At 51.2% G+C, this 19319-nt stretch carries 17 protein-coding genes; 13 read left to right on the top strand and 4 right to left on the bottom strand.

What is annotated here, in order from left to right:
• Window positions 1–175: 175 nt before the first annotated feature.
• Together ACX1DY_RS21015 and ACX1DY_RS21010 are read left to right on the top strand one after the other, a co-directional pair.
• The gene (locus tag ACX1DY_RS21015; protein ID WP_458966152.1) at window positions 176–2749 is read left to right on the top strand and encodes a discoidin domain-containing protein; all 2574 of its coding nucleotides are present in this window, start codon (window positions 176–178) and stop codon (window positions 2747–2749) included.
• A 141-nt stretch (window positions 2750–2890) separates the two neighbouring features.
• Entirely contained in the window at window positions 2891–3346 is a 456-nt protein-coding gene (locus ACX1DY_RS21010) for a Dps family protein (RefSeq protein WP_458966151.1), read from the top strand.
• A 195-nt stretch (window positions 3347–3541) separates the two neighbouring features.
• Here the strand turns inward: ACX1DY_RS21010 and ACX1DY_RS21005 are convergent, their stop codons facing one another.
• Window positions 3542–4246: an AIM24 family protein gene (locus ACX1DY_RS21005; RefSeq protein ID WP_458966150.1), complete on the bottom strand. Its 705-nt coding sequence runs from the start codon at window positions 4244–4246 to the stop codon at window positions 3542–3544.
• A 25-nt stretch (window positions 4247–4271) separates the two neighbouring features.
• Window positions 4272–4757: a hypothetical protein gene (locus ACX1DY_RS21000; RefSeq protein WP_458966149.1), complete on the bottom strand. Its 486-nt coding sequence runs from the start codon at window positions 4755–4757 to the stop codon at window positions 4272–4274.
• 241 nt (window positions 4758–4998) lie between these two features.
• Between ACX1DY_RS21000 and ACX1DY_RS20995 the strand changes: the two genes are divergently transcribed.
• The 10 genes from ACX1DY_RS20995 to modB all read left to right on the top strand — a co-directional run bounded on the left by ACX1DY_RS20995 (window position 4999) and on the right by modB (window position 15642).
• Window positions 4999–5688: a M50 family metallopeptidase gene (locus ACX1DY_RS20995; protein ID WP_458966246.1), complete on the top strand. Its 690-nt coding sequence runs from the start codon at window positions 4999–5001 to the stop codon at window positions 5686–5688.
• A 181-nt stretch (window positions 5689–5869) separates the two neighbouring features.
• The gene (locus tag ACX1DY_RS20990; protein ID WP_458966148.1) at window positions 5870–6556 is read left to right on the top strand and encodes a hypothetical protein; all 687 of its coding nucleotides are present in this window, start codon (window positions 5870–5872) and stop codon (window positions 6554–6556) included.
• A 228-nt stretch (window positions 6557–6784) separates the two neighbouring features.
• Complete coding sequence (locus ACX1DY_RS20985) at window positions 6785–7750, top strand: helix-turn-helix transcriptional regulator (RefSeq protein WP_458966147.1); 966 nt, start codon at window positions 6785–6787, stop codon at window positions 7748–7750.
• Window positions 7751–8001: 251 nt separating this feature from the next.
• A complete protein-coding gene (locus tag ACX1DY_RS20980) occupies window positions 8002–8991 on the top strand; it encodes an ABC transporter ATP-binding protein (protein WP_458966146.1) in 990 nt (329 codons plus the stop codon).
• Entirely contained in the window at window positions 8988–9980 is a 993-nt protein-coding gene (locus tag ACX1DY_RS20975; RefSeq protein WP_458966145.1) for an ABC transporter ATP-binding protein, read from the top strand. The genes ACX1DY_RS20980 and ACX1DY_RS20975 overlap by 4 nt, the downstream gene beginning before the upstream one ends.
• Window positions 9981–10101: 121 nt before the next feature.
• Window positions 10102–11766 carry an ABC transporter substrate-binding protein gene (locus tag ACX1DY_RS20970; protein WP_458966144.1) on the top strand — a complete coding sequence of 555 codons (1665 nt, stop codon included), beginning with the start codon at window positions 10102–10104 and terminating at the stop codon, window positions 11764–11766.
• Window positions 11767–11845: 79 nt separating this feature from the next.
• Window positions 11846–12850: an ABC transporter permease gene (locus tag ACX1DY_RS20965; RefSeq protein WP_458966143.1), complete on the top strand. Its 1005-nt coding sequence runs from the start codon at window positions 11846–11848 to the stop codon at window positions 12848–12850.
• An 11-nt stretch (window positions 12851–12861) separates the two neighbouring features.
• Complete coding sequence (gene nikC / locus ACX1DY_RS20960; RefSeq protein WP_458966142.1) at window positions 12862–13755, top strand: nickel transporter permease; 894 nt, start codon at window positions 12862–12864, stop codon at window positions 13753–13755.
• A 212-nt stretch (window positions 13756–13967) separates the two neighbouring features.
• Entirely contained in the window at window positions 13968–14747 is a 780-nt protein-coding gene (modA, locus tag ACX1DY_RS20955) for a molybdate ABC transporter substrate-binding protein (RefSeq protein WP_458966141.1), read from the top strand.
• A gap of 238 nt (window positions 14748–14985) precedes the next feature.
• Window positions 14986–15642, top strand: coding sequence for a molybdate ABC transporter permease subunit (gene modB, locus ACX1DY_RS20950; RefSeq protein ID WP_458966245.1), 657 nt, complete (start codon window positions 14986–14988; stop codon window positions 15640–15642).
• 104 nt (window positions 15643–15746) lie between these two features.
• Here modB and ACX1DY_RS20945 read toward each other — a convergent pair whose 3' ends face one another.
• Together ACX1DY_RS20945 and ACX1DY_RS20940 are read right to left on the bottom strand one after the other, a co-directional pair.
• Window positions 15747–16727 carry a substrate-binding domain-containing protein gene (locus ACX1DY_RS20945; RefSeq protein ID WP_458966140.1) on the bottom strand — a complete coding sequence of 327 codons (981 nt, stop codon included), beginning with the start codon at window positions 16725–16727 and terminating at the stop codon, window positions 15747–15749.
• Between the two features lie 143 nt (window positions 16728–16870).
• A complete protein-coding gene (locus ACX1DY_RS20940) occupies window positions 16871–17629 on the bottom strand; it encodes a polysaccharide deacetylase family protein (RefSeq protein ID WP_458966139.1) in 759 nt (252 codons plus the stop codon).
• A gap of 174 nt (window positions 17630–17803) precedes the next feature.
• Here ACX1DY_RS20940 and ACX1DY_RS20935 point away from each other — a divergent pair, with 174 nt between their 5' ends.
• On the top strand, window positions 17804–19213 hold the full coding sequence (locus tag ACX1DY_RS20935; RefSeq protein ID WP_458966138.1) for a deoxyguanosinetriphosphate triphosphohydrolase family protein: 1410 nt from the start codon (window positions 17804–17806) through the stop codon (window positions 19211–19213).
• Window positions 19214–19319 lie beyond the last annotated feature (106 nt).

Raw genomic sequence — 19319 nt, 5'->3', positions numbered from 1 at the left:
AGCAGCAGTGAGGCTTTTGCAGAGCCAGAGAACAGACACCCCGGAAGAAAGTGAGGACATGGGAATGACGACTAGGACAAAGCCAAACATCCGAAAGCCTCTTCGGCTAGTACTTAGATTTGCAGCACTAACCATCTTGCTTCTGTTGTCCGTCTCATTCTTCGGAGATGACGGGATGAAACAGGGCGAAGTGGAGGTAGACATGTCCAAATTGTCTGCAGCGGGTGATACTGGGCCTGAGCTGCCGAAGGGGACAATATTATGGCAGCTCGGACAGCATGACGGCTCAGATGCGGAATTTACGGACGCCAGCTCTTCGGGAGCGAAGGAGGTTATTAATGTCGCTTCTTCCACGCTGAAGGCGGCAACGCTTCAGAGCATCCCTTCGGGGCTCAGAGGCGACACGAATCCTGAACTTCGGATTAATTACAAGCTGGATAAGCTCCCGGTGAACGGAGTTTTGTTTCGCGTAAGCATCCTGGATGCCTACAAATCCGTTCCGCAAATGAGCGTATTCTCGAACCGGCAGCTGTCAGGCATTATTCAAATCGCCGGTGTCTCCGGGACGGACAGCAAGTACAAATTCCGCAAAACCTATGAGCTGTACATTCCGAAGGAGCAGCTGCTGGTCGGTACCAATGAGCTGAAGCTGCAGACCGCCCGGGGCATCTATTCTTCCGATATGGAGGATAAATACAATTGGTGGACCTGGGATGACCTTAGCCTGGAAGAGCTGCAAAGTCCGATCAAAGAGCCTATTCACGGCAGCTATGTGCTGACCGGAACTATGGTGAACAATAAGCAGTTTTATTTTGACGAAGGTGCGGTTACGCATTTGCCTTATATCATGAAATGGCTCGGTGTAGCCTACAGCGGCAATATTATGCGCACAAGCTGCGCGAGTGATGTCGGACGCTCCTGCTCCAACATGGGAGATTATTACAAGGTGCTGAAGGATTACAACATGCAGGCGGTGGCCTTGTATTTGTATACCGGTGACATCAAGCTGAAGGAGGACGGCTCACTGCCGGATGTTGCGGAGAAGAAGCTGACCGATTACTTCGAGCAGTACAGCCCGTACTTCCAATATTACGAGGTAGACAACGAGCCGGGCCTGTTCAACCGTTCCAAGGCAGTGAATCTGGCGATCGCCGACTGGCTGAACACCAAGGGCAAGTCCATCGCCCCCCATCTGAAGACCGTAGCCCCGGGCTGGGCCTATTGGCCGGATTACAGCAAGGATTCCTGCGGCAATCAGACGGGCACTGTGCGCCAGTGCGGCGACCCCGACGGCTGGGAACGCGATCCCAAGCAGCGGGATGAGCTGGAGGAAGTGACCGATTTGACCAACGGGCATTCCTACGGTGATTCTTATATTTTCAGCAACGGAGGCAGCTTTACGGAGAATCTGAGAACCTTCGGCGGGGCAGCAGACGGACTTGGCAAAAAAATGCTGACCACTGAATTCGGAACCTCCGACTCGCATGTGGATGCCTACCAATACGGCGCTTCCGAGCGCACGGCGGCGGTGTTCGACCGGATTATGCGCGCTCACATCGGCTATGTGGATATGTTCGTGCAGCATGCCGCTTTTTTCAAAAATTTCAGCCTGTTCAAATACGGATTCAACCTGGAAGAGCATGATCCGGCGAAAACAGAGATCTATTACACCAAACAAGGCGAGGATTCGCGCGTCAGCATTATGAGACGGCTGGATCTGGCCTATGCCACACACGGCGCGCCGCTAACGTATCAATTTACCAATAAGGATGCTCTGGCAGACAAGCTGGTCTACGTCCGTGCGGTAGATACCTCTACACTTAAACCATTGGCAGGAAGCGGGGCAACCTCGAACAAGGTGCTGGTTAATTTCGTCAACTTCGAGAAAACACCGCAAACCGTCAGTGTAAAGGTCAATATGCCGGAAAAAACAGTGTATGAGGGTGAGCGTTTCGGCAGCGGCGATACGTACGAAGCGGCCCGCAGCTATATTACGGGGAAAAATGCCACGCCTGCACTCGAATTCACAGAAACCTTGGCACCCGGTGAGGCGGTACAATATATTCTGCAGCCTTCCTCGGAGGTGGCGGATATAGCGCCAAAAGGTCTCACAGCCGCCGCAGTCAAAGGTTTAGCCGTTAAGCTGGGCTGGCTGGAGGCTCCGGGAGCAAGCTATGAAGTACTTCGTGCCGATGGCCCGGGCAGCAGCCTGAAGGTTGTCGCAACAGGTGTGCGGGGGACCGAGTACATCGACCGGAATTTGCAGGAAGGCACACTGTATACTTATGCGGTTAGAGTGTCAGGCTCTGGCGTAATGTCAGAGAAGACACAGATTACAGCCACCGGACTTGTTCCGCTGGACCGTGCGGAATGGAAGGTAACGTCCAATGTGAATACGGAAGCCTCCAATCCTCTGAGTGCCATTGACGGAGACCGGCGCACGCGTTGGGATACCGGCAAACATCAGGCCTCAGGTGAATACTTCCAAATTGACTTAGGAAAGGAGTACTCTGTTGAAGCTGTCGAACTGAACAATACCTTATCCGCCTATGATTATCCTCGGGGATATGAGCTGTATGTTTCGAATGATGCAAGCAACTGGAAGCAGGTTGTTTCCGGCAAAGGAAAGCTGGAAATGACCCGGATTGAATTCCCGCCGGTCAAAACACGGTATATCAGAATTATGCAGACCGGCGCAGGAGGCAACTACTGGTCCATTCATGAACTGCAAGTGTATTCAAGAGATTAGGGATTGCCGAAAAAACCTCAGCGGGTGTATAGTGCTGCTGAGGTTTTTGCTGTTGCAAAACCCGTGGAAATGTGTTAAATTAAATATAGATTTAGAACGAGTCTAAATATAAAAAATTATTAACTATAGGAGGTTTTTTGAATGAGTACACAAGTAAAGAACCAGACTGATTTGCACGCTGCTTTGAACCGCCAGACCGCAAACTGGACCCTGCTGGGAGTGAAGCTGCATCACTATCACTGGTATGTGAGCGGAACACAATTCTTCACACTGCATGCCAAATTTGAAGAGCTGTATAACGAAGCTGCTGCTTATGTGGATGATCTGGCTGAACGCCTGCTCGCAATCGGCGGACAACCGGCTTCGACCATGAAGCAATATTTGGCCCTCTCAAGCCTTCAGGAAGCCACCGGAGGCGAAACAGCCCGGGAGATGGTTGCAGAGCTGGTTAAGGATTTTGCTGTTGTGGCCGAAGAACTGAAAGCTACGATCACAGCCGCTGAAGAACTGAGTGATCAGCCTACTGCCGACCTGCTTATTGGAATCAGAACCAGTGTAGAGAAGCATGCCTGGATGTTGAATGCCTATCTTGCTTAATGCAGAGTGCGATGCACCTTAATTAGAGCTATAGCTTAACTTAAAGAGAGCGCCGTGCGGGGAATCGCGGGCGCTCTTTTTTGCAAATATAAGAATTTATATGTTTCACGCTATAAATTATCCTTCTATTTCTCGCTGAAACGGATACCGTCCTTTTAAGGACGGCGTAGCCGTTTCCACTTGTGCGCTTCACAGCTACTTAATGAATACCCCGCCGAACGGGAGAACTTCGCGCAGGAACCGTTTGATAATGCCGTCGTCATTGTTGTCGCGCTCAAAGCGCCTGCTCTGGCGGCCGGCCTGGAACATCACGGGACCATGACCGGTCATTTTCCAATGATAGCTCATATGCTGGCTGGCCAAATGGTTGCCATAGACGGTGAGCTCAAGCTTGGCATTTTCGGGATAGGCAATAATGCTGCCGGCATCCACATAGAGCGGATCGAAGGGATGAAGCTCGGCTTCGCATACCGTTCCTTCGGTCAGAATGCCAATGCTGCCTGGCCCGGAGAATTTGACCTTAACGATGTCACGTGTTACCAGCATGTTCTTCATGCTGAGCACTCTGGTCTGCATTGTAATTCCTTTGCTGTAGAAGAAAAGATGTCTGAAATCATAGAGCAGATCGCTTTTTCCGTCGAGATGCAGTGTCTTGACCCGGTAGCCGGGAGGCAGCGCGGCGACGAAGCGGCAGGGGCCTGTCATGTCCGAGCGGATCAGCTTGCGCTTGCGGTACATTCCTTTGACATCCATCAGCCGGTCCGCCCGGCCTGAGGAAGGCCCCTGATAGGCGATAATTTGCTGCGGGTGCAGCACATGAATCTCTTCATTCTCTTCAACGGTGAACGCAATGGCCTGTCCGCTGCCGCTGTCCCCTTCATCCTGAATATCAACGTTCATAGTTCACTCCCCCTAACGTACATACTTAATGCAGACGGTCGCCCCTTCTGGAACGGTGGCGCATCCCGAAGCGCAGCAGCCGGATCAGCAGGAAGTAACCTAATATTAGGGCAAGCCCGGTAATTACGGTAATTTTGATGCGATTATAATATTTCTCCCGCGCTGTCCGGTCATTCTTCAGTTCATCGACCACCTGGCTGAGCTGGCGGTTCTGCTCCTGCAGCGCCGCGTTCTGAGCCTGGTAATTCTGCATCTGCTGCAATGTCTGCCCCAGCTCTTCCTTAGTCTGCTGAAGCTCCTCCGTTGTTTTCTGGTAGCTCTCCTGCAGCTTGGTGACTTCACCGGGCAGCTCCGAGAAATTTTGCAATCCATTATATATATCATTGAGATAGTTGGCCTTTGCCGCAGGGGCGGGAAGAATCGCGGACAACCCAAGGAGCAGCAGAGCCGAAGCGATCAGCTTTACGCAGGTGCGTTTAACTTTTTGTTTCATTATCATTTTTTGCTTCATTTATATCACCACCAGGTATAGGCTAGTTTTCCTTCTTATTTTAGCATAGCACACCAGCTATTAGGACGGCCAACGACACACTCCATTGTCGCAATTTGGCGAATTGCAATATATTTTTCGGGAAGCAGCGTCAGCAACTATAAACTAAGTGTAATACAGTACAAAACCCCTGAAGGTTTCTGTTTCTCTACTATTTCACTCTAAATTAACGTATACTTTGAACGGAAAGGGGCTGAATGCTATAAATAAATGGCTCTCAACACTGCTGTTTCTGGCGGGTTCCGCCTTATTGACCCGATTGATCCCGTTCTCTTCCTTGTTCCGTAATCTGGATACGATGTTCCACGAATTCGGTCATGCGCTGGTAACGCTGCTGCTCTCAGGAAGTGTGCTGCGCATTGAACTGTACGCCGATCATAGCGGAGTGACCTATTCAGCAATAGCGGCAGGAGGAAGAGCAATTCTGGTCTCGCTGGCAGGTTACCTGCTGGCTTCCTTATTTTCACTGCTGCTGTTCTATTTATATTCCAAAGGCCGGTATGCCTGGGGCCTAATGCTTGCTACCGGCGTAGCGCTGGTTATGCTGCTGCTGTATGTGCGGGGCGGCTTCGGGATGATTTGGCTCAGCGGCTTTATTGCCCTGAACATCGTTATGATGTTTGTCTGGCCCAAGGCGGGTAAGTATTATTACCTGTTTCTGGCCTTTTTGACCCTGGAGGAGTCGGTTATGGGGGCGCTTTTTCTAGTAAAGGCTGCAGCGTTTACGCCTTCCATGGCCGGAGATGCGGCAAATCTGGCGAGGCTCACACCGCTGCCGGCTATTGTATGGGCATTGCTGTTTTTCCTGTTTGCGCTGCTGTGTGCCAAGTGGGCGCTGGGATTTTTTTTCAAGGGAGAGCGGGGGCGACAACATACGACAAGTTATAAATAATGGAAAAATTTCGTCAGATTTTGACAAAGTGCTACCTTTCATAAAGAGGCAATCTACGTTTTTAGTAGAGTGGCTCTTTTTTTGTCGATATTATAGGACCGAACATATATTCCATGACAAGGAGTTGTCCGCCAATATTGGTACATTAATAGAAGACCCAGAAAAAGAAAGAGGTGGAAATATGCAAGCAAGTATACAGCCTATGTTTACATGGAGCCAGGAACGGATTTTTGCAGGAGGAGCCCGAAATATAGTTCTACTTATCGAATGGAAGGGTGGCTCGCAAAGTGAGGAGAACCGCAAACGAAGACACAAAGTGGTGGCCCGCGAGATCGAGCTGAGAGTTTGGCTTGAGGGGCATGTAACGGTGACAGGATGTTATGGCTGCATTGCGGAGGCCGGGGAAGGGCGGTCCATACTGCTTAAGCTTGGCAAAATAGTATCCGGCACCCGCAGATATGTCGCACTGGAGTTTACGATGGCGGCGAAGCCGGCGGGAATTCATGAAGCGCTCTGGCTGCAATGGCAATACAAACAGCCTCCGGTGGAACGTATCCGCGAGCTTCCTTTGAAAAAGCTTGGACTGGAATATACGCATCATACGGATGTGCTCTCTGCGGGTTGCTGCTTCTATGTAGAGAAGCATCTGGAGCTGCTGAAAATGCAAAAAATGCTGGAAGAAGCGGCGGAACAGAGGACAGGAAGCCAGGCTCAAACGGTCAGCGAGAAGCTGCGCCGGCAAGCAGACAAGCTGCTGCTGCTCGCCGCCCGGTCCGGAGATATGCAGCTTGTGAAAGAAGCGGAATCGGTGTATAAACAGCTTGATGCAGCGGGCCAGATGTGGTGGAAGACAACGGCTACAAGATAGAGGGCATAGAACACCAGCGTGTCTTTTGCGGTGCATACATATCTGTAATCTTTCACAGACAAACAATGAATTAGTTGTAGTTAGTGCAAATTATAAATGTGGTAATATAGTAAAATAGTTCTATTATATTTTTTTATCTCGGTTATTAAATCCCTGGTTATAGATATATATAACTAATTTATTTAAAAATAATGGGTCTATTTTACCATAAATCAAGGGGAACTGAATATGACAGACCGATTAATCCGGCTGATGCGCATTATTACGCTAGTGCAAGCAAAACCAGGGATTCTGGCCCGTGAACTGGCGGAACGCTGCGGCAACAGTGAGAGAACGATATACCGGGATATGGATGCGCTCAGTGCCATGCATATTCCTATTACCCATCTGGGGCATGGGAAAGGATATGCTTTTATCGGGAATTTTGCCTTGTATCCTCTGGATTGGTCGGACGAAGAATCAGCCGCTTTTTCTAAGCTGCGGGATATTATGAAGGATATCAGGCACATGCTGCCTCCAAGCTTTGAAGGTGCCTACGAGAAGGTAATGGCTGCGGAATACAAGCAGAAGGCGGAAAGGGAAGAAAAGATGGAAACTGCAAACAAAGAAGCCGGACAGTTATGGATGGAGAGGAGTGGTTCCCAAGGTGAGCCGACGCCTTTTTTGACAGAAATTCTGGCAGCCGTTATGAAGCAGACCAGCATTCAGGCAGATTACAGTGAAAATGCTTATGAAGAAAAAGGAATCCAAATCGACCCTTACTGCCTTGTTCCCTTGGAAAATCGTTATCATTTAATCGGCTTTTGTCATCGGTTCGAGATCATCCGCACCTTTCATATCAACGGCTTCTCTAGTGTAAAGCCTACGAATTTCTGGTTTTCCAAGGAGCAGTTTGATCTTCAGTCCTTTATGGAGCAGAAATGGTCTCTGGATCAGGACAGCCTGCAGGTGGAGTTCAAGGTCAGATTTTCGGACCGGCTGATGGACCGGATCATGAACGAAGATATGTTTGTGAAGCCCAGCAAAGTAGACCGTCAGGGCCGCTGTCTTCACTTTAAGGTAGCTGTGGAGCAGGATATCGGTTTTGTCCGTTGGATTTTAAAATTTGAAGAGGAAGCGGAAATTCTGGAGCCGCCCTACTATCGGGATATGCTGAGAATTCAGCTGGAGAAATGGCTGTCGCTATATAAATAGCACAGTTTTTCTTTTATTCAGGCATACATTATTCTCGCAAAAACAACTAGGGTTACTTATTCTGGCAAATTCTCCTTGTCTACTATGGATTTATATAGTAGTGTTATACATTATATAACATTAATGTCGGTTTGGACCTAAATTACTGCCGCGTAATGTCAGGTATGGGTTATTCTATCTCTCCTAAACGGGCGTTTTTCTTCCTGTCATTTGACCTGTGTTCAATTTTTTAATAGAAGAGAGGGATCGTCTTGATCCAGCCAATTCTGAAAATTGAGGATTTGCACACCCATTTTTTCACTGACCATGGTGAAGTTCCTGCGGTGGACGGAGTGGATCTCTACATTAATCCCGGGGAGGTTCTGGGGGTAGTAGGGGAATCGGGCTGCGGCAAAAGCGTCACTTCGCTGTCCATCCTGAAGCTTGTTCCGGATCCGCCGGGTAAAATTGTGGGCGGGCGTATATTGCTCAAGGGTCAGGATATCGTCCCGCTAAAAGAAAAAGAGATGCGGAAGATCCGCGGCAATTCTGTGTCCATGATTTTTCAGGAGCCGATGACTTCGCTGAACCCGCTGTTTACCGTGGGCCAGCAGATCATTGAAGCCGTGCGTCTGCATAGCGGCCTGTCCAAGAGGGACGCGCGGGAGCACGCGGTAGACATGCTTCGCAAGGTAGGGATTCCGCGGGCGGAGGCGATTATTGATGAGTATCCCCACCAATTGTCGGGAGGTATGCGCCAGCGGGTCATGATCGCGATGTCGATCTCCTGCAGCCCGGGGCTGCTGATTGCCGACGAGCCGACTACAGCACTCGATGTAACGATACAGGCGCAGATTCTCGATCTGATCCGCAGGCTGAATGAAGAGCAGGGAACCGCAGTCATGCTGATCACCCATGATCTCGGTGTTATCGCGGAGATGTGCCACCGGGTTGCCGTGATGTATGCGGGCAAGGTTGTGGAGGAGGGCGGTGTGCGCGATATTTTCAAGAACCCGCTGCACCCGTATACACGGGGATTGATAGAGTCTGTGCCAAGAATGGGCGAAACCCGGGAGCGCCTATATTCGATCCCCGGCAACGTGCCTATCCTGAGCAAGGACATGCAGGGCTGCCGGTTCGCGCCGCGTTGTCCGAATGTTATGGAGATATGCCGGCAGTCGCTTCCGCAGCTCACACTGCAGGAAGAACGCCACGGCTGCAGATGCTGGCTGCATGATGATCAACAGGAGGATGCGGTATGAGTAAAAGCCTGCTTGAGGTCAAGGGCCTTAAAAAGTATTATCCGATCCATAAGGGATTCCTCAGATCAGCCCAGGGTTTGGTCAAAGCGGTAGATGATATTTCCTTCAGCGTAAGCAAAGGGGAGACCTTTGGCCTCGTAGGGGAGAGCGGCTGCGGCAAATCGACCACCGGCCGGGCGCTGCTTCGTCTGATTGAGCCGACGGCGGGTGAAATTTGGTTCGAAGGCCAGGATATCACCAAGCTGTCTATGGAAGAAATGCGCAAGCGCCGGCGGGAGATGCAGATTGTTTTTCAGGACCCCTTCTCTTCGCTGGACCCGCGCAACACCGTGCAGCGCATTCTGGAAGAGCCGATGATTGTGCACGGAACAGGCGACGCCGGGCAGCGGCGGGCCGCAGTCGAAAGGCTGGCAGATGTCGTTGGTCTGGCCAAGGCGCACCTGCAGCGTTATCCGCATCAATTTTCCGGCGGCCAGCGCCAGCGGATCGGGATTGCCAGAGCGCTCGCGCTGCAGCCCAAGCTGATCATCGCCGATGAGCCTGTGTCTGCGCTTGACGTATCCATCCAGTCGCAGGTGATCAACCTTATGCAGGATTTGCAACAGGAATTCGGGCTTACGTACATATTTATTGCCCATGATCTCAGTGTGGTGAAGCATATCTGCGACAGCGTCGCAGTTATGTATCTGGGACGAATTGTGGAAATAACCGATAAGAACAAGCTTTATGCCGGGCCGCAGCATCCGTATACACAGGCGCTGCTGTCGGCAGTCCCTGAACCGGACCCTGATATCCGCAAGGAGCGGATCATTCTGCAGGGTGAAGTGCCAAGCCCGGCGGATGCGCCGGCAGGCTGTGCGTTTCATACCCGGTGTCCACGGGTGATGGATGTCTGCCGTAAGGCAAGACCCCCGCTTATGGAGAACGGGTCCGGACATTTAACCGCCTGTCATCTGTATGACGGGGAAGCCCATCCCCAGCTTGCCTAATGCTCACAACCCGGGATTAATACTGCCAAGCAAGGAGCGGATTTGGTATATGGCGGCGCTTTAGCGCAGTTCCATATAAACGTTTTAATACTTTTAATGAAGAAAGGGAGTGTTTATTGAAATGAAGAAATGGAGTAGTCTTGCACTGGCGGTAACCCTGGGGGCGGTTCTAACACTGAGCGGCTGCGGAGGCAAGAACAATGCCGGTACAGAAGGGGCTGTCAGCTCAAATGCAGCAGCGACCGCTGCGCCGGAGAGCTCGCCTGAAGCTTCGGCAGCGCAGGATACCTTGATTCTGGGACGCGGCGGCGATTCCGCTTCGCTGGACCCGGCGATTGTCACCGATGGTGAATCCTTGAAGATTGGGCATCAAGTATTTGACTCCCTGCTGGAGTACAAGCCGGGAACCTCTGAAGTTGAGCCTTCCCTTGCGGATAGCTGGGAGGTATCTGCTGATGGCCTGACTTACACCTTCAAGCTGCATCCGGGTGTGAAGTTCCATGATGGAACGGATTTTAACGCTGAAGCTGTAGTGTTCAACTTCACACGCTGGAGCGATCCGGCAAGTGAATTCAAATTTGAAGGCGACTCTTTTGACTACTACGATTCCATGTTCGGTCCGGAAGGCAGCCGTGTCATCAAAGAAGTGAAGGCTGTTGATGCCACGACCGTACAATTTACACTGAGCCAGCCGCAGGCACCTTTCCTGCAAAACCTCGCGATGACTTCCTTCGGAATTGCCAGCCCTTCAGCAATCAAAGAGAAAAAAGCAAACTTCAAGAATGAGCCTGTAGGTACCGGGCCTTTTATCTTCAAGGAATGGAAGCATAACGATTCCATCACCCTGGACAAGAACCCCAACTATTGGAAAGAAGGACTTCCCAAGCTGAATAAGGTCATCGTTCGCTCGATTCCGGATAACTCGGCGCGTTTCACTGCTCTGCAGAACGGAGAGATTGATCTGATGGAGGATTTAAGCCCGGATGATTTGTCCGCACTTGAAGGCAACACGGAGCTGCAGAAGATTGAACGTCCGCCTTTCAATGTCGCTTACCTCGGCTTTAACTTCAAGAAGAAGCCTTTTGACAACGTAAAAGTAAGACAAGCCCTGAACTACGCGGTGAACAAGCAAGCTATTATTGATGCCTTCTTCTCGGGCCAGGCTACTGCGGCAGTCAACCCGATGCCTCCATCCCTGTGGGGCTATAACGACGCTGTGAAGGATTATGAATATAATCTGGACAAAGCCAAGGCGCTGCTGGCCGAAGCCGGATATCCGAAGGGTCTGCCTGACTCAGTGACGCTGTACGCTATGCCTGTATCCCGTCCTTATATGCCTGATGGTAAGAAGGTTGCCGAAGCCATTCAAGCGGACTGGGAAAAAATCGGCGTAAAAACCGTCATTGAATCCCCTGAATGGGCGACCTACCTTGATGACACCAAAGCCGGAGAAAAAGATGATATCTACATGCTCGGCTGGACAGGCGATAATGGAGACCCGGATAACTTCCTCTACACGCTTTTGGATAAGGATGCCATTCCAGGCAACAACCGTACGTTCTATGTAAATGAAGAGCTGCATACGCTTCTGATCAACGCGCAGAAGGAGACGGATCAGACCAAACGCTCCGATCTGTACAAGAAGGCCCAGGAGATCATCAAAGCGGATGCGCCTTGGATTCCGCTGGTGCATACTACGCCGCTGCTGGCTGCCAAAGCCAATTTGAAGGGTTTTGTTCCAGGTCCGACCGGTACGGAATATTACAGCGAAATTTACTTCGAATAGTATGCTTCATAAGCCTGATCTTGCCGCTGCTGCCTGCGGCGGCAGGAAGGCTTATGGAACTCTGGAAGGTGATCCGACTTTGAATTCCTACCTATTAAAACGTGTTGCAGTATTGATCCCTGTTCTGCTCGGGATGACGATCATCGTTTTCTCCATTATCCATGCCATTCCGGGTGATCCGGCAGAGACGATCCTTGGTCAAAAAGCAACGGAGCAGTCCAAACAGGCGCTGCGGGAACAGCTCGGTCTGGACAAGCCGTGGCTGCAGCAGTATTTCAACTATATCGGAGATTTGCTGCAAGGAGATCTGGGAACCTCGATCCGCACCAAAACGCCTATCGCCCAGGAAATTATGCCTTATCTCGCGGCTACCCTGGAGCTTACGGCTGCCAGCATGCTGTTTGCGACTTTTATAGGCGTCAATGCGGGGATTCTAAGCGCATGGCGGCAAAATTCATGGTTTGACTATATCGCGATGATTATTGCGCTCATTGGGGTATCCATGCCGATCTTCTGGCTCGGACTGATGGAGCAGCTGCTATTCGCGCTCAAGCTGCATTGGCTTCCTTCCATAGGGAGGATGGACCAGCGTAATCCGGTGGAGAGCATCACCAATCTTTATGCCATTGACACGATAATCGCCGGACAGTGGGGGCAGCTGTGGACGGTTATCAAGCACTTGATCCTCCCGAGCATAGCGCTCGGAACCATTCCGATGGCGATTATTGCCCGGATGACCCGTTCAAGCATGCTGGAGGTTATGAATTCGGATTATATCCGCACGGCAAAAGCCAAAGGCATGTCGCAATTCCTTGTCGTGTACAAGCATGCGCTGAAGAACGCGCTGATTCCTGTACTGACTGTAGTGGGTCTTCAGACAGGTGCCCTTCTTGGCGGTGCGGTACTGACAGAGACGATCTTTGCCTGGCCGGGTGTGGGAAGGTATATATTTGAGGCGATCAGCTCCCGGGACTATCCCGTGATCCAGACGGGGATTCTGATTATCGCCTTTATCTTCGTTCTAATTAATCTGCTTGTGGATCTGCTCTATGCCGCCATAGATCCGCGCATCAATTACAAGTGAGGGGAGAACCTATGGGACAGGCATCCATTAATGCAACACCTCCTGCTGCACCTGCCGAAAGGGTATCCGGCCCCTGGCGTGATGCGTGGAGGGCTTTCCGCAAGAATAAGTCAGCCATGCTCGGGCTATCTATCATCGTATTTTTTGTGCTGGTAGCTTTGCTGGCCCCGTTCATTGCACCTTATGGTTTTAAGGACCAGGAGCTTATCAACCGGCTGAAAGCGCCGTCCGCCGAGCATTGGTTTGGCACGGATGATCTTGGAAGAGATATGTTCACCCGTATTATATATGGCGCACGGATCTCGCTCTGGGTGGGTTTCTTTGCGGTTATCGGCTCTATAATAGCAGGAACAATTCTGGGCATTCTGGCCGGCTTCTACGGCAAATGGATTGATATGCTGATTTCCCGCCTGTTCGATATTCTGCTCGCCTTCCCAAGCATCCTGCTCGCTATTGCTATTGTGGCTATTCTTGGACCCTCCTTGCAAAATGCGCTGTACGCAATCGCCATCGTAAATATTCCTACATATGGCCGGCTTGTGCGGGCGAAGGTGCTCTCTTTGAAATCGGAGGAGTATATTACCGCGGCAAGAGCGATTGGGATGACCAATACCCGTATTCTGCTCACCCATATTCTGCCGAACAGCTTGACGCCGATTATTGTGCAGGGGACGCTCGGCATTGCTACGGCGATTATCGAAGCGGCTGCGCTTGGCTTCCTTGGTCTTGGCGCTCAACCGCCTGACCCGGAGTGGGGCAAGATGCTCTCCGATTCGCGGCAATTCATCCAGAAGGCTCCCTGGACGGTCGTGTTCCCGGGGCTATCGATTATGCTGACGGTGCTGGGCTTCAACCTCATGGGAGACGGCCTGCGCGATGTGCTTGATCCCCGGATGAAAAATTGATTTCTTCAATAAAGTTCTTAAAGTCCTTTAGGCGTTCATTTTATGCTTAAAGGGCTTTTTGTATTTTAGAAGCATAAACATATATTAACTACTGACATTAACCATTCATAACTAATTATAAACAAACATAACTAAAAATAATAGAAAAACAAAAAAAGATATGCTAGAATAGCATCTAAATAATACATGATAGAAAAATGGGAGGAATGAAAATGTTCAAGAAATTAGCAGTGGTTGTCATGACTGCGGTACTGGCACTCAGCTTGTCGGCGGTACCGGATAAGCAGGTGCAGGCGGCGGGCAAAACCGAGATTATCGTCTCTGCCGCAGCGAGTCTGCAGGACAGTCTTGATAAGATTGCTGTTCTGTATGAGAAGCAGCATCCGGATATTGATCTTGTTTTTAACTATGGTGCGTCTGGCACCCTGCAGAAGCAAATTGAGCAAGGCGCTCCGGCGGACCTGTTCTTCTCGGCCGGCGATAAGCAAATGAAGGCTCTGGTCGATGGCGGCCTTATCTCCGACAATTCGGAGCTTTTGAAGAATCAGCTCGTGCTGGTTGTGCCTTCGAATTCCAAAACCTCCATTTCAACGATTACACAGCTTACAGATAAAGCTTTCAAGAAAGTAGCTGTCGGACAGCCTGAATCGGTTCCGGCCGGACAATATGCCCAGCAGTCATTGACAGCGAAGAAGGTATGGGATACGCTGCAAAGCAAGCTGGTATTTGCCAAGGATGTCCGCCAGGTGCTCTCTTATGTGGAAACAGGGAACGCCGATGCCGGATTCGTCTACAAGACGGATGCCCTCACTTCCAATAAAGTGAAGATTGCTCTTACTGTAGGGCCTCACGTGCATAAAGCGATCAATTATCCGGTAGGCATCGTTAAGGATTCCAAGCATCTGACCGAAGCCAAGGCTTTTTACAGCTATGTTAAAACCAAGGTGGCAAGCGATGTCTTTACAAGCTACGGCTTCAAGCTTGCTCAATAATAAAAAGTAAATAAAAAGGGCGGAAGTAACGGAGGGGAAGTTTGGAACTGGAGGAGCGATAGCGTCCGCCTAAGAGCTTTCCGTAGGAAAGCTGGCATCGTAAGCATAGGCTGTCTCCGGATTTCAACTGCTGCAAGCAGTATAAATCAAGAAATTCTTACGACAACAGCGGCCGGAAGTCCAAACATTCCCCGCAGTTACGTACTAGCCCGAACAAACGGAGTGAAGAGAGTTGGAGATCAATTGGACTGATTTTTTCGCCCCGGTCTGGCTCTCCGTCAAGATTTCAGTCATAACCAGCATCATCGTGTTCCTGCTGGCGACAATTGCAGCGAAGGCAATGGCGGGCCGGAGGTTTCCCGGCTATAGCCTGGTTGAAACGGTGCTGCTGCTTCCGCTGGTACTGCCGCCAACCGTGGTTGGATTTGTGCTTTTGGTGATTCTGGGCCGGCGGAGCTGGATTGGCAAGCTGTATGAGCAGTTCACAGAGCATACGATTCTGTTCACCTGGGGAGCGGCGGTCATTGCTGCGGTGGTGGTTGCTTTTCCTCTCGTATACCGTACGGTGAAGGCCGGGTTTGAAGGGGTGGAGAAGGATCTGGAGGACGCCGCACGCGCGCAGGGAGCAAGTGAGCTTCAAGTGCTTACGTTTGTGACGCTTCCCTTAGCCAGCCGTTCGCTGGCTGCCGGGTATGTGCTCGGATTTGCCCGGGGACTCGGAGAATTCGGGGCGACAATCATGGTGGCGGGAAATATCCCCGGCCGGACGCAGACAGTGCCTACCGCAATATATGTGGCCGTTGATGGCGGCAATATGACGCTGGCCTGGATGTGGGTGTTATCTATCATTGTGATCTCCGCCCTCATGCTGATGTTTGTCAACCGCCGTTCTTGAGCACAGTAAAAAAGCAGGTCTCAGGCATGAGCTGCCAGGGCCTGCTTTTTGCTATGCAAATATTGAAGGTACGGCATAGTATGAGATCCAATTATTCCAGTCCGTCAGGTCTCGTAAATGACGGTTCCCGACTCACTAAGGTCGTAAGGATGAATGGAGCTAAGCTCACTCTGAAAGGCGGGTGAGCGCAGAATATCCAGAACTGCCCTGATTAGCGCCTCGTGCTCGGGTTTCTTGAGTATCACCAGATCGTACCGTTCTTGAATTAGCGGAATAAAATCAACGCCGTCAATAATTTTGGCGGCTTTTTCCGTGCCGACGCCGACATCGGCCTCTCCCCGGGCCACTTTGCCGGCTACAGCAAAATGGCTGTTCTCTTCGGCAGTGTATCCGCTGATTTGAGCGGAGTGTATGCCATGCAGGCGTAGCTGCTCGTCGAGCAGCACTCTTGCACCTGCCCCGCGCTCGCGATTGATCAGTCTAATCCCGTTCTTCTGCAGGTCGGACCAATCGCGGATGTCTTTCGGGTTGCCCTTTTGCACATAAAAGCCCGCACTGCGCGTCAGCATATGTATCACAACATAAGAAAAGCCGACCAGCAGTCTGCGGATGTAGGGAAGATTATATTCTCCCGAATCGCCGTCCAGCAGATGGGTGCTGACAATGTCGGATTCTCCGTGATACATCGCAATCAGGCTGTCCAGACTGCCGGCGTAGGAACGGAGCGGGCGGACAGGAGATTCGCTGCGCTCCAGATGGGTAGCCAGAATGTCCAGCGATATATCCTGTCCGGTAATCACTACATTAACTCCTGCTGCCTTACCTGTATATGACGGCAATTGGGTGAACTGAAGCGGCGGAGGCGATACTGGTTCAGCCGCGCCGGCTCCCGGCGGCAGAACGGGGGAGGCTCCGCTGCGGGAATGCTGCTTATATGCCTCCAGATCAGAATGATCGACACGCATCTGCTTGCCGACACGGTAAGAGGGCAGCTCGCCCTTTTTAATCAGATCATAGACCTTGAGCTTGGATATTTTCAATAACCTGGCGATTTCCTCGGTTGTGTAGGAAGTATTCTCGGACATGGATAAAGCCTCCTAAGAATGAACTGCGGCAGCTCTCAAAATTAAGCCATAATAGCTCAAGACTACCTTATTTTGAGTTTCGGCGCAATTAAAGAACTTGGCCGGAGCGGAGGCGTAAAACTGCTTAATTAATTCAATGCCTGCTATTTTTTAGCCTGCTGCGTGTCAGATAACCGGATCAGCTCGGAGACAGTAACAAAACGGAAACCCTGCTTCTCGAGCTCAGGCAGAATAATTTTCAGCGCCGCCCGGGTTTGCGATTGTCCGTGAACATGGTCGTGGAACAGTACAATATCTCCACTGTGCGCACCCCGGATCACCCTGCTCGAGATGCTGTACACCCCGGGGCGCTTCCAGTCGCGGGTATCCTGATGCCAGGACCACAGCACCGGCTTCAGCCCCATGCTGTTAGAGACATCAACCAAGGTCTCGTCGTACATGCCTCCGGGCGGTCTGAACAGGCTGCTGTGCTTGCCGGATATCTTAACGATTTCATTCTCCGTCCGCTCCAGCTCGTCCTGAATCTGCTGCGCGGAGATCGGCTTCTTGAAATAGACGTGATTGTAGGTATGGTTGGCCAATTCATGGCCCTCGGAGATTACCCTGCGGGCTACCTCGGGATAGGCGGCGATCCGTTTGCCGATGGCAAAAAAGGTGCACTTGGCATTGTACTTATGCAGCACATCGAGAATCAGATCGGTCTCTGAAGGGTCAGGCCCATCGTCGAAGGTCAGGGCAATCACCTTCTGGTTGGTGTGCACTTCCCAGATCATATCGCCCCTCTGCTCGTAATAGTAACGGTTCTTGACACCAGGGCTGCCCAGCACGGTGTCTGGCGAGCCCAGTAGAAGTGTACACGCTGCAATTGCTGCGGCGGTGATTTTTTTCCAGCCTGTTTTCATTGGTTCAGATCCACTCCACTGTATTCATGTACATAATAGAATGCGCCAGGACCCTGACAGAATATTCATCCCGGGCGGAAGCGCTGAGCCTATTTGTATTTATGAGTGAAAGTTCCGGGCAAAATGACTTATAATGTATAACTAAATACAGATCAAGGAATAGGGGCAGGGGATATGACACTAATTGAGAAAAGAGAACATCGGCAATATCCGGAGATTACCCGCCTGGAAACATCGAGAGCCGCCTATGAGCGCGATTATTCGCGATTGATTCATTCGCCGACCTTCCGCCGGCTGCAAGGCAAATCACAGGTGTTCGGCGCAGGCACCGGAGATTATTACCGGACACGCCTGACTCACTCGCTTGAGGTGGCGCAAATTGCCCGGGAAGCAGCCAAAAGCCTGCTGCGCTCCTACCCCGGGGTAGAAACGGGACAAGCTGAAAATCCGGGGCTTGTGATTGATCCTGAGGTGGTGGAATGTGCGGCTATCGCCCATGATTTCGGCCATCCGCCGTTCGGCCACAAGGGGGAAGAGGTGCTCGACGGCATTCTGGAGAAGCTGGTGGAGAGGAAAACAGCGGAAGCGGTGCGGAAATCCGGCGCAGGTCCGGTGCAGCAGCAGACGATCCGCGAGAATATGCGGCGGCAGTATGAGCATTTTGAGGGCAATGCCCATAATTTCCGGCTGATCATGTTCCTGGAGAAACGCGAGAATATCGACGGTCTGAATCTCTCGGACGCCGTGCTGCTGGGGATTAACAAATATCCTTTTCCCGGCACAGTGCTTAAGAAGGGCATGTATCTGAATGAGTGGAATTACATCTCGGAAATCCGCAGCGAGTGGGGAATCCCTGAAGGGAAGAAGACGCTCGAAGCCCAACTAATGGACCTCTGCGACGATATCGCATATTCCGCACATGATCTGGAGGATGGCATTAAAGCCGGCAAAATCGAGGTTCATGAGCACTTTATGTTTGACGACTATATCCAGCGGCTGATTGTGGAGAAAATAACGACGCTGGAGGATGCCTTCTGGATCGGGTGGAGGGAAGCAGCCATTCACACCAAGGTTGAAGAGGTGCTGAGTTCGTTCCTGCGGGTATGGAAGGAGAAGATGCCGACCTGCGAGAATGATTACTCCCGCACACGCCGCGAGGTCAAAGCCTACTGGGTCAGCACCTTCGTCGCCAGTCTTGGCGTCATTGAAGACGGGGACTGGAAGAAGGTCACCTTCATTAAGGATGGCCAGGAGGATGAGGACATGCTGCGGACTGTAAGTGTGCTGAAAAGCTTCGCCTGGGTCACGATGATCCGCGATTTGCGCGTGCAGCGGCTGCAGAAGCGGAGCGAGTGGATTCTGCGGCGGCTATGGGAGGCGTTCCTGGACCCGGAGACATCGCGGGCAATCATTCCCAGCGACTGGCTGCAGCGGTATGAGAAGGATCAGCGGCAGGCTAAGCCAATCTGGACCTGGGAGCATATGGTCATTGATTATATCGCCGGAATGACGGATGCTTTTGCCGAGAAAATATATAATGAGCTGTATGGACTGAAGGTCGGCTCAATTTACGATCTGGATTAGAAACGCTATTCTGTTACGAGCAAACCGTATCTGCTGAAGGTACGGTTTTTTTCTGTGTATTCTAGTCTTGTTTTTTGAATTATGGTCTTTGATTTTGAATTCTGGT

The organism is Paenibacillus sp. BAC0078, from assembly GCF_054483875.1.
The sequence above is the reverse complement of the archived record's forward strand: the minus strand, read 5'-3'. Positions and strand labels throughout refer to the sequence as shown.

Coding starts and splice junctions, on each gene's coding strand:
- ACX1DY_RS20935 (WP_458966138.1), top strand. CDS start 17,804: ATGACACTAATTGAGAAAAGAGAACATCGGCAATATCCGGAGATTACC.
- ACX1DY_RS20975 (WP_458966145.1), top strand. CDS start 8,988: ATGAGTAAAAGCCTGCTTGAGGTCAAGGGCCTTAAAAAGTATTATCCG.
- ACX1DY_RS20970 (WP_458966144.1), top strand. CDS start 10,102: ATGAAGAAATGGAGTAGTCTTGCACTGGCGGTAACCCTGGGGGCGGTT.
- ACX1DY_RS21015 (WP_458966152.1), top strand. CDS start 176: ATGAAACAGGGCGAAGTGGAGGTAGACATGTCCAAATTGTCTGCAGCG.
- nikC (WP_458966142.1), top strand. CDS start 12,862: ATGGGACAGGCATCCATTAATGCAACACCTCCTGCTGCACCTGCCGAA.
- ACX1DY_RS20990 (WP_458966148.1), top strand. CDS start 5,870: ATGCAAGCAAGTATACAGCCTATGTTTACATGGAGCCAGGAACGGATT.
- ACX1DY_RS20940 (WP_458966139.1), bottom strand. CDS start 17,629: ATGAAAACAGGCTGGAAAAAAATCACCGCCGCAGCAATTGCAGCGTGT.
- modA (WP_458966141.1), top strand. CDS start 13,968: ATGTTCAAGAAATTAGCAGTGGTTGTCATGACTGCGGTACTGGCACTC.
- ACX1DY_RS20945 (WP_458966140.1), bottom strand. CDS start 16,727: ATGTCCGAGAATACTTCCTACACAACCGAGGAAATCGCCAGGTTATTG.
- ACX1DY_RS21005 (WP_458966150.1), bottom strand. CDS start 4,246: ATGAACGTTGATATTCAGGATGAAGGGGACAGCGGCAGCGGACAGGCC.
- ACX1DY_RS20985 (WP_458966147.1), top strand. CDS start 6,785: ATGACAGACCGATTAATCCGGCTGATGCGCATTATTACGCTAGTGCAA.
- ACX1DY_RS21000 (WP_458966149.1), bottom strand. CDS start 4,757: ATGAAGCAAAAAATGATAATGAAACAAAAAGTTAAACGCACCTGCGTA.
- ACX1DY_RS21010 (WP_458966151.1), top strand. CDS start 2,891: ATGAGTACACAAGTAAAGAACCAGACTGATTTGCACGCTGCTTTGAAC.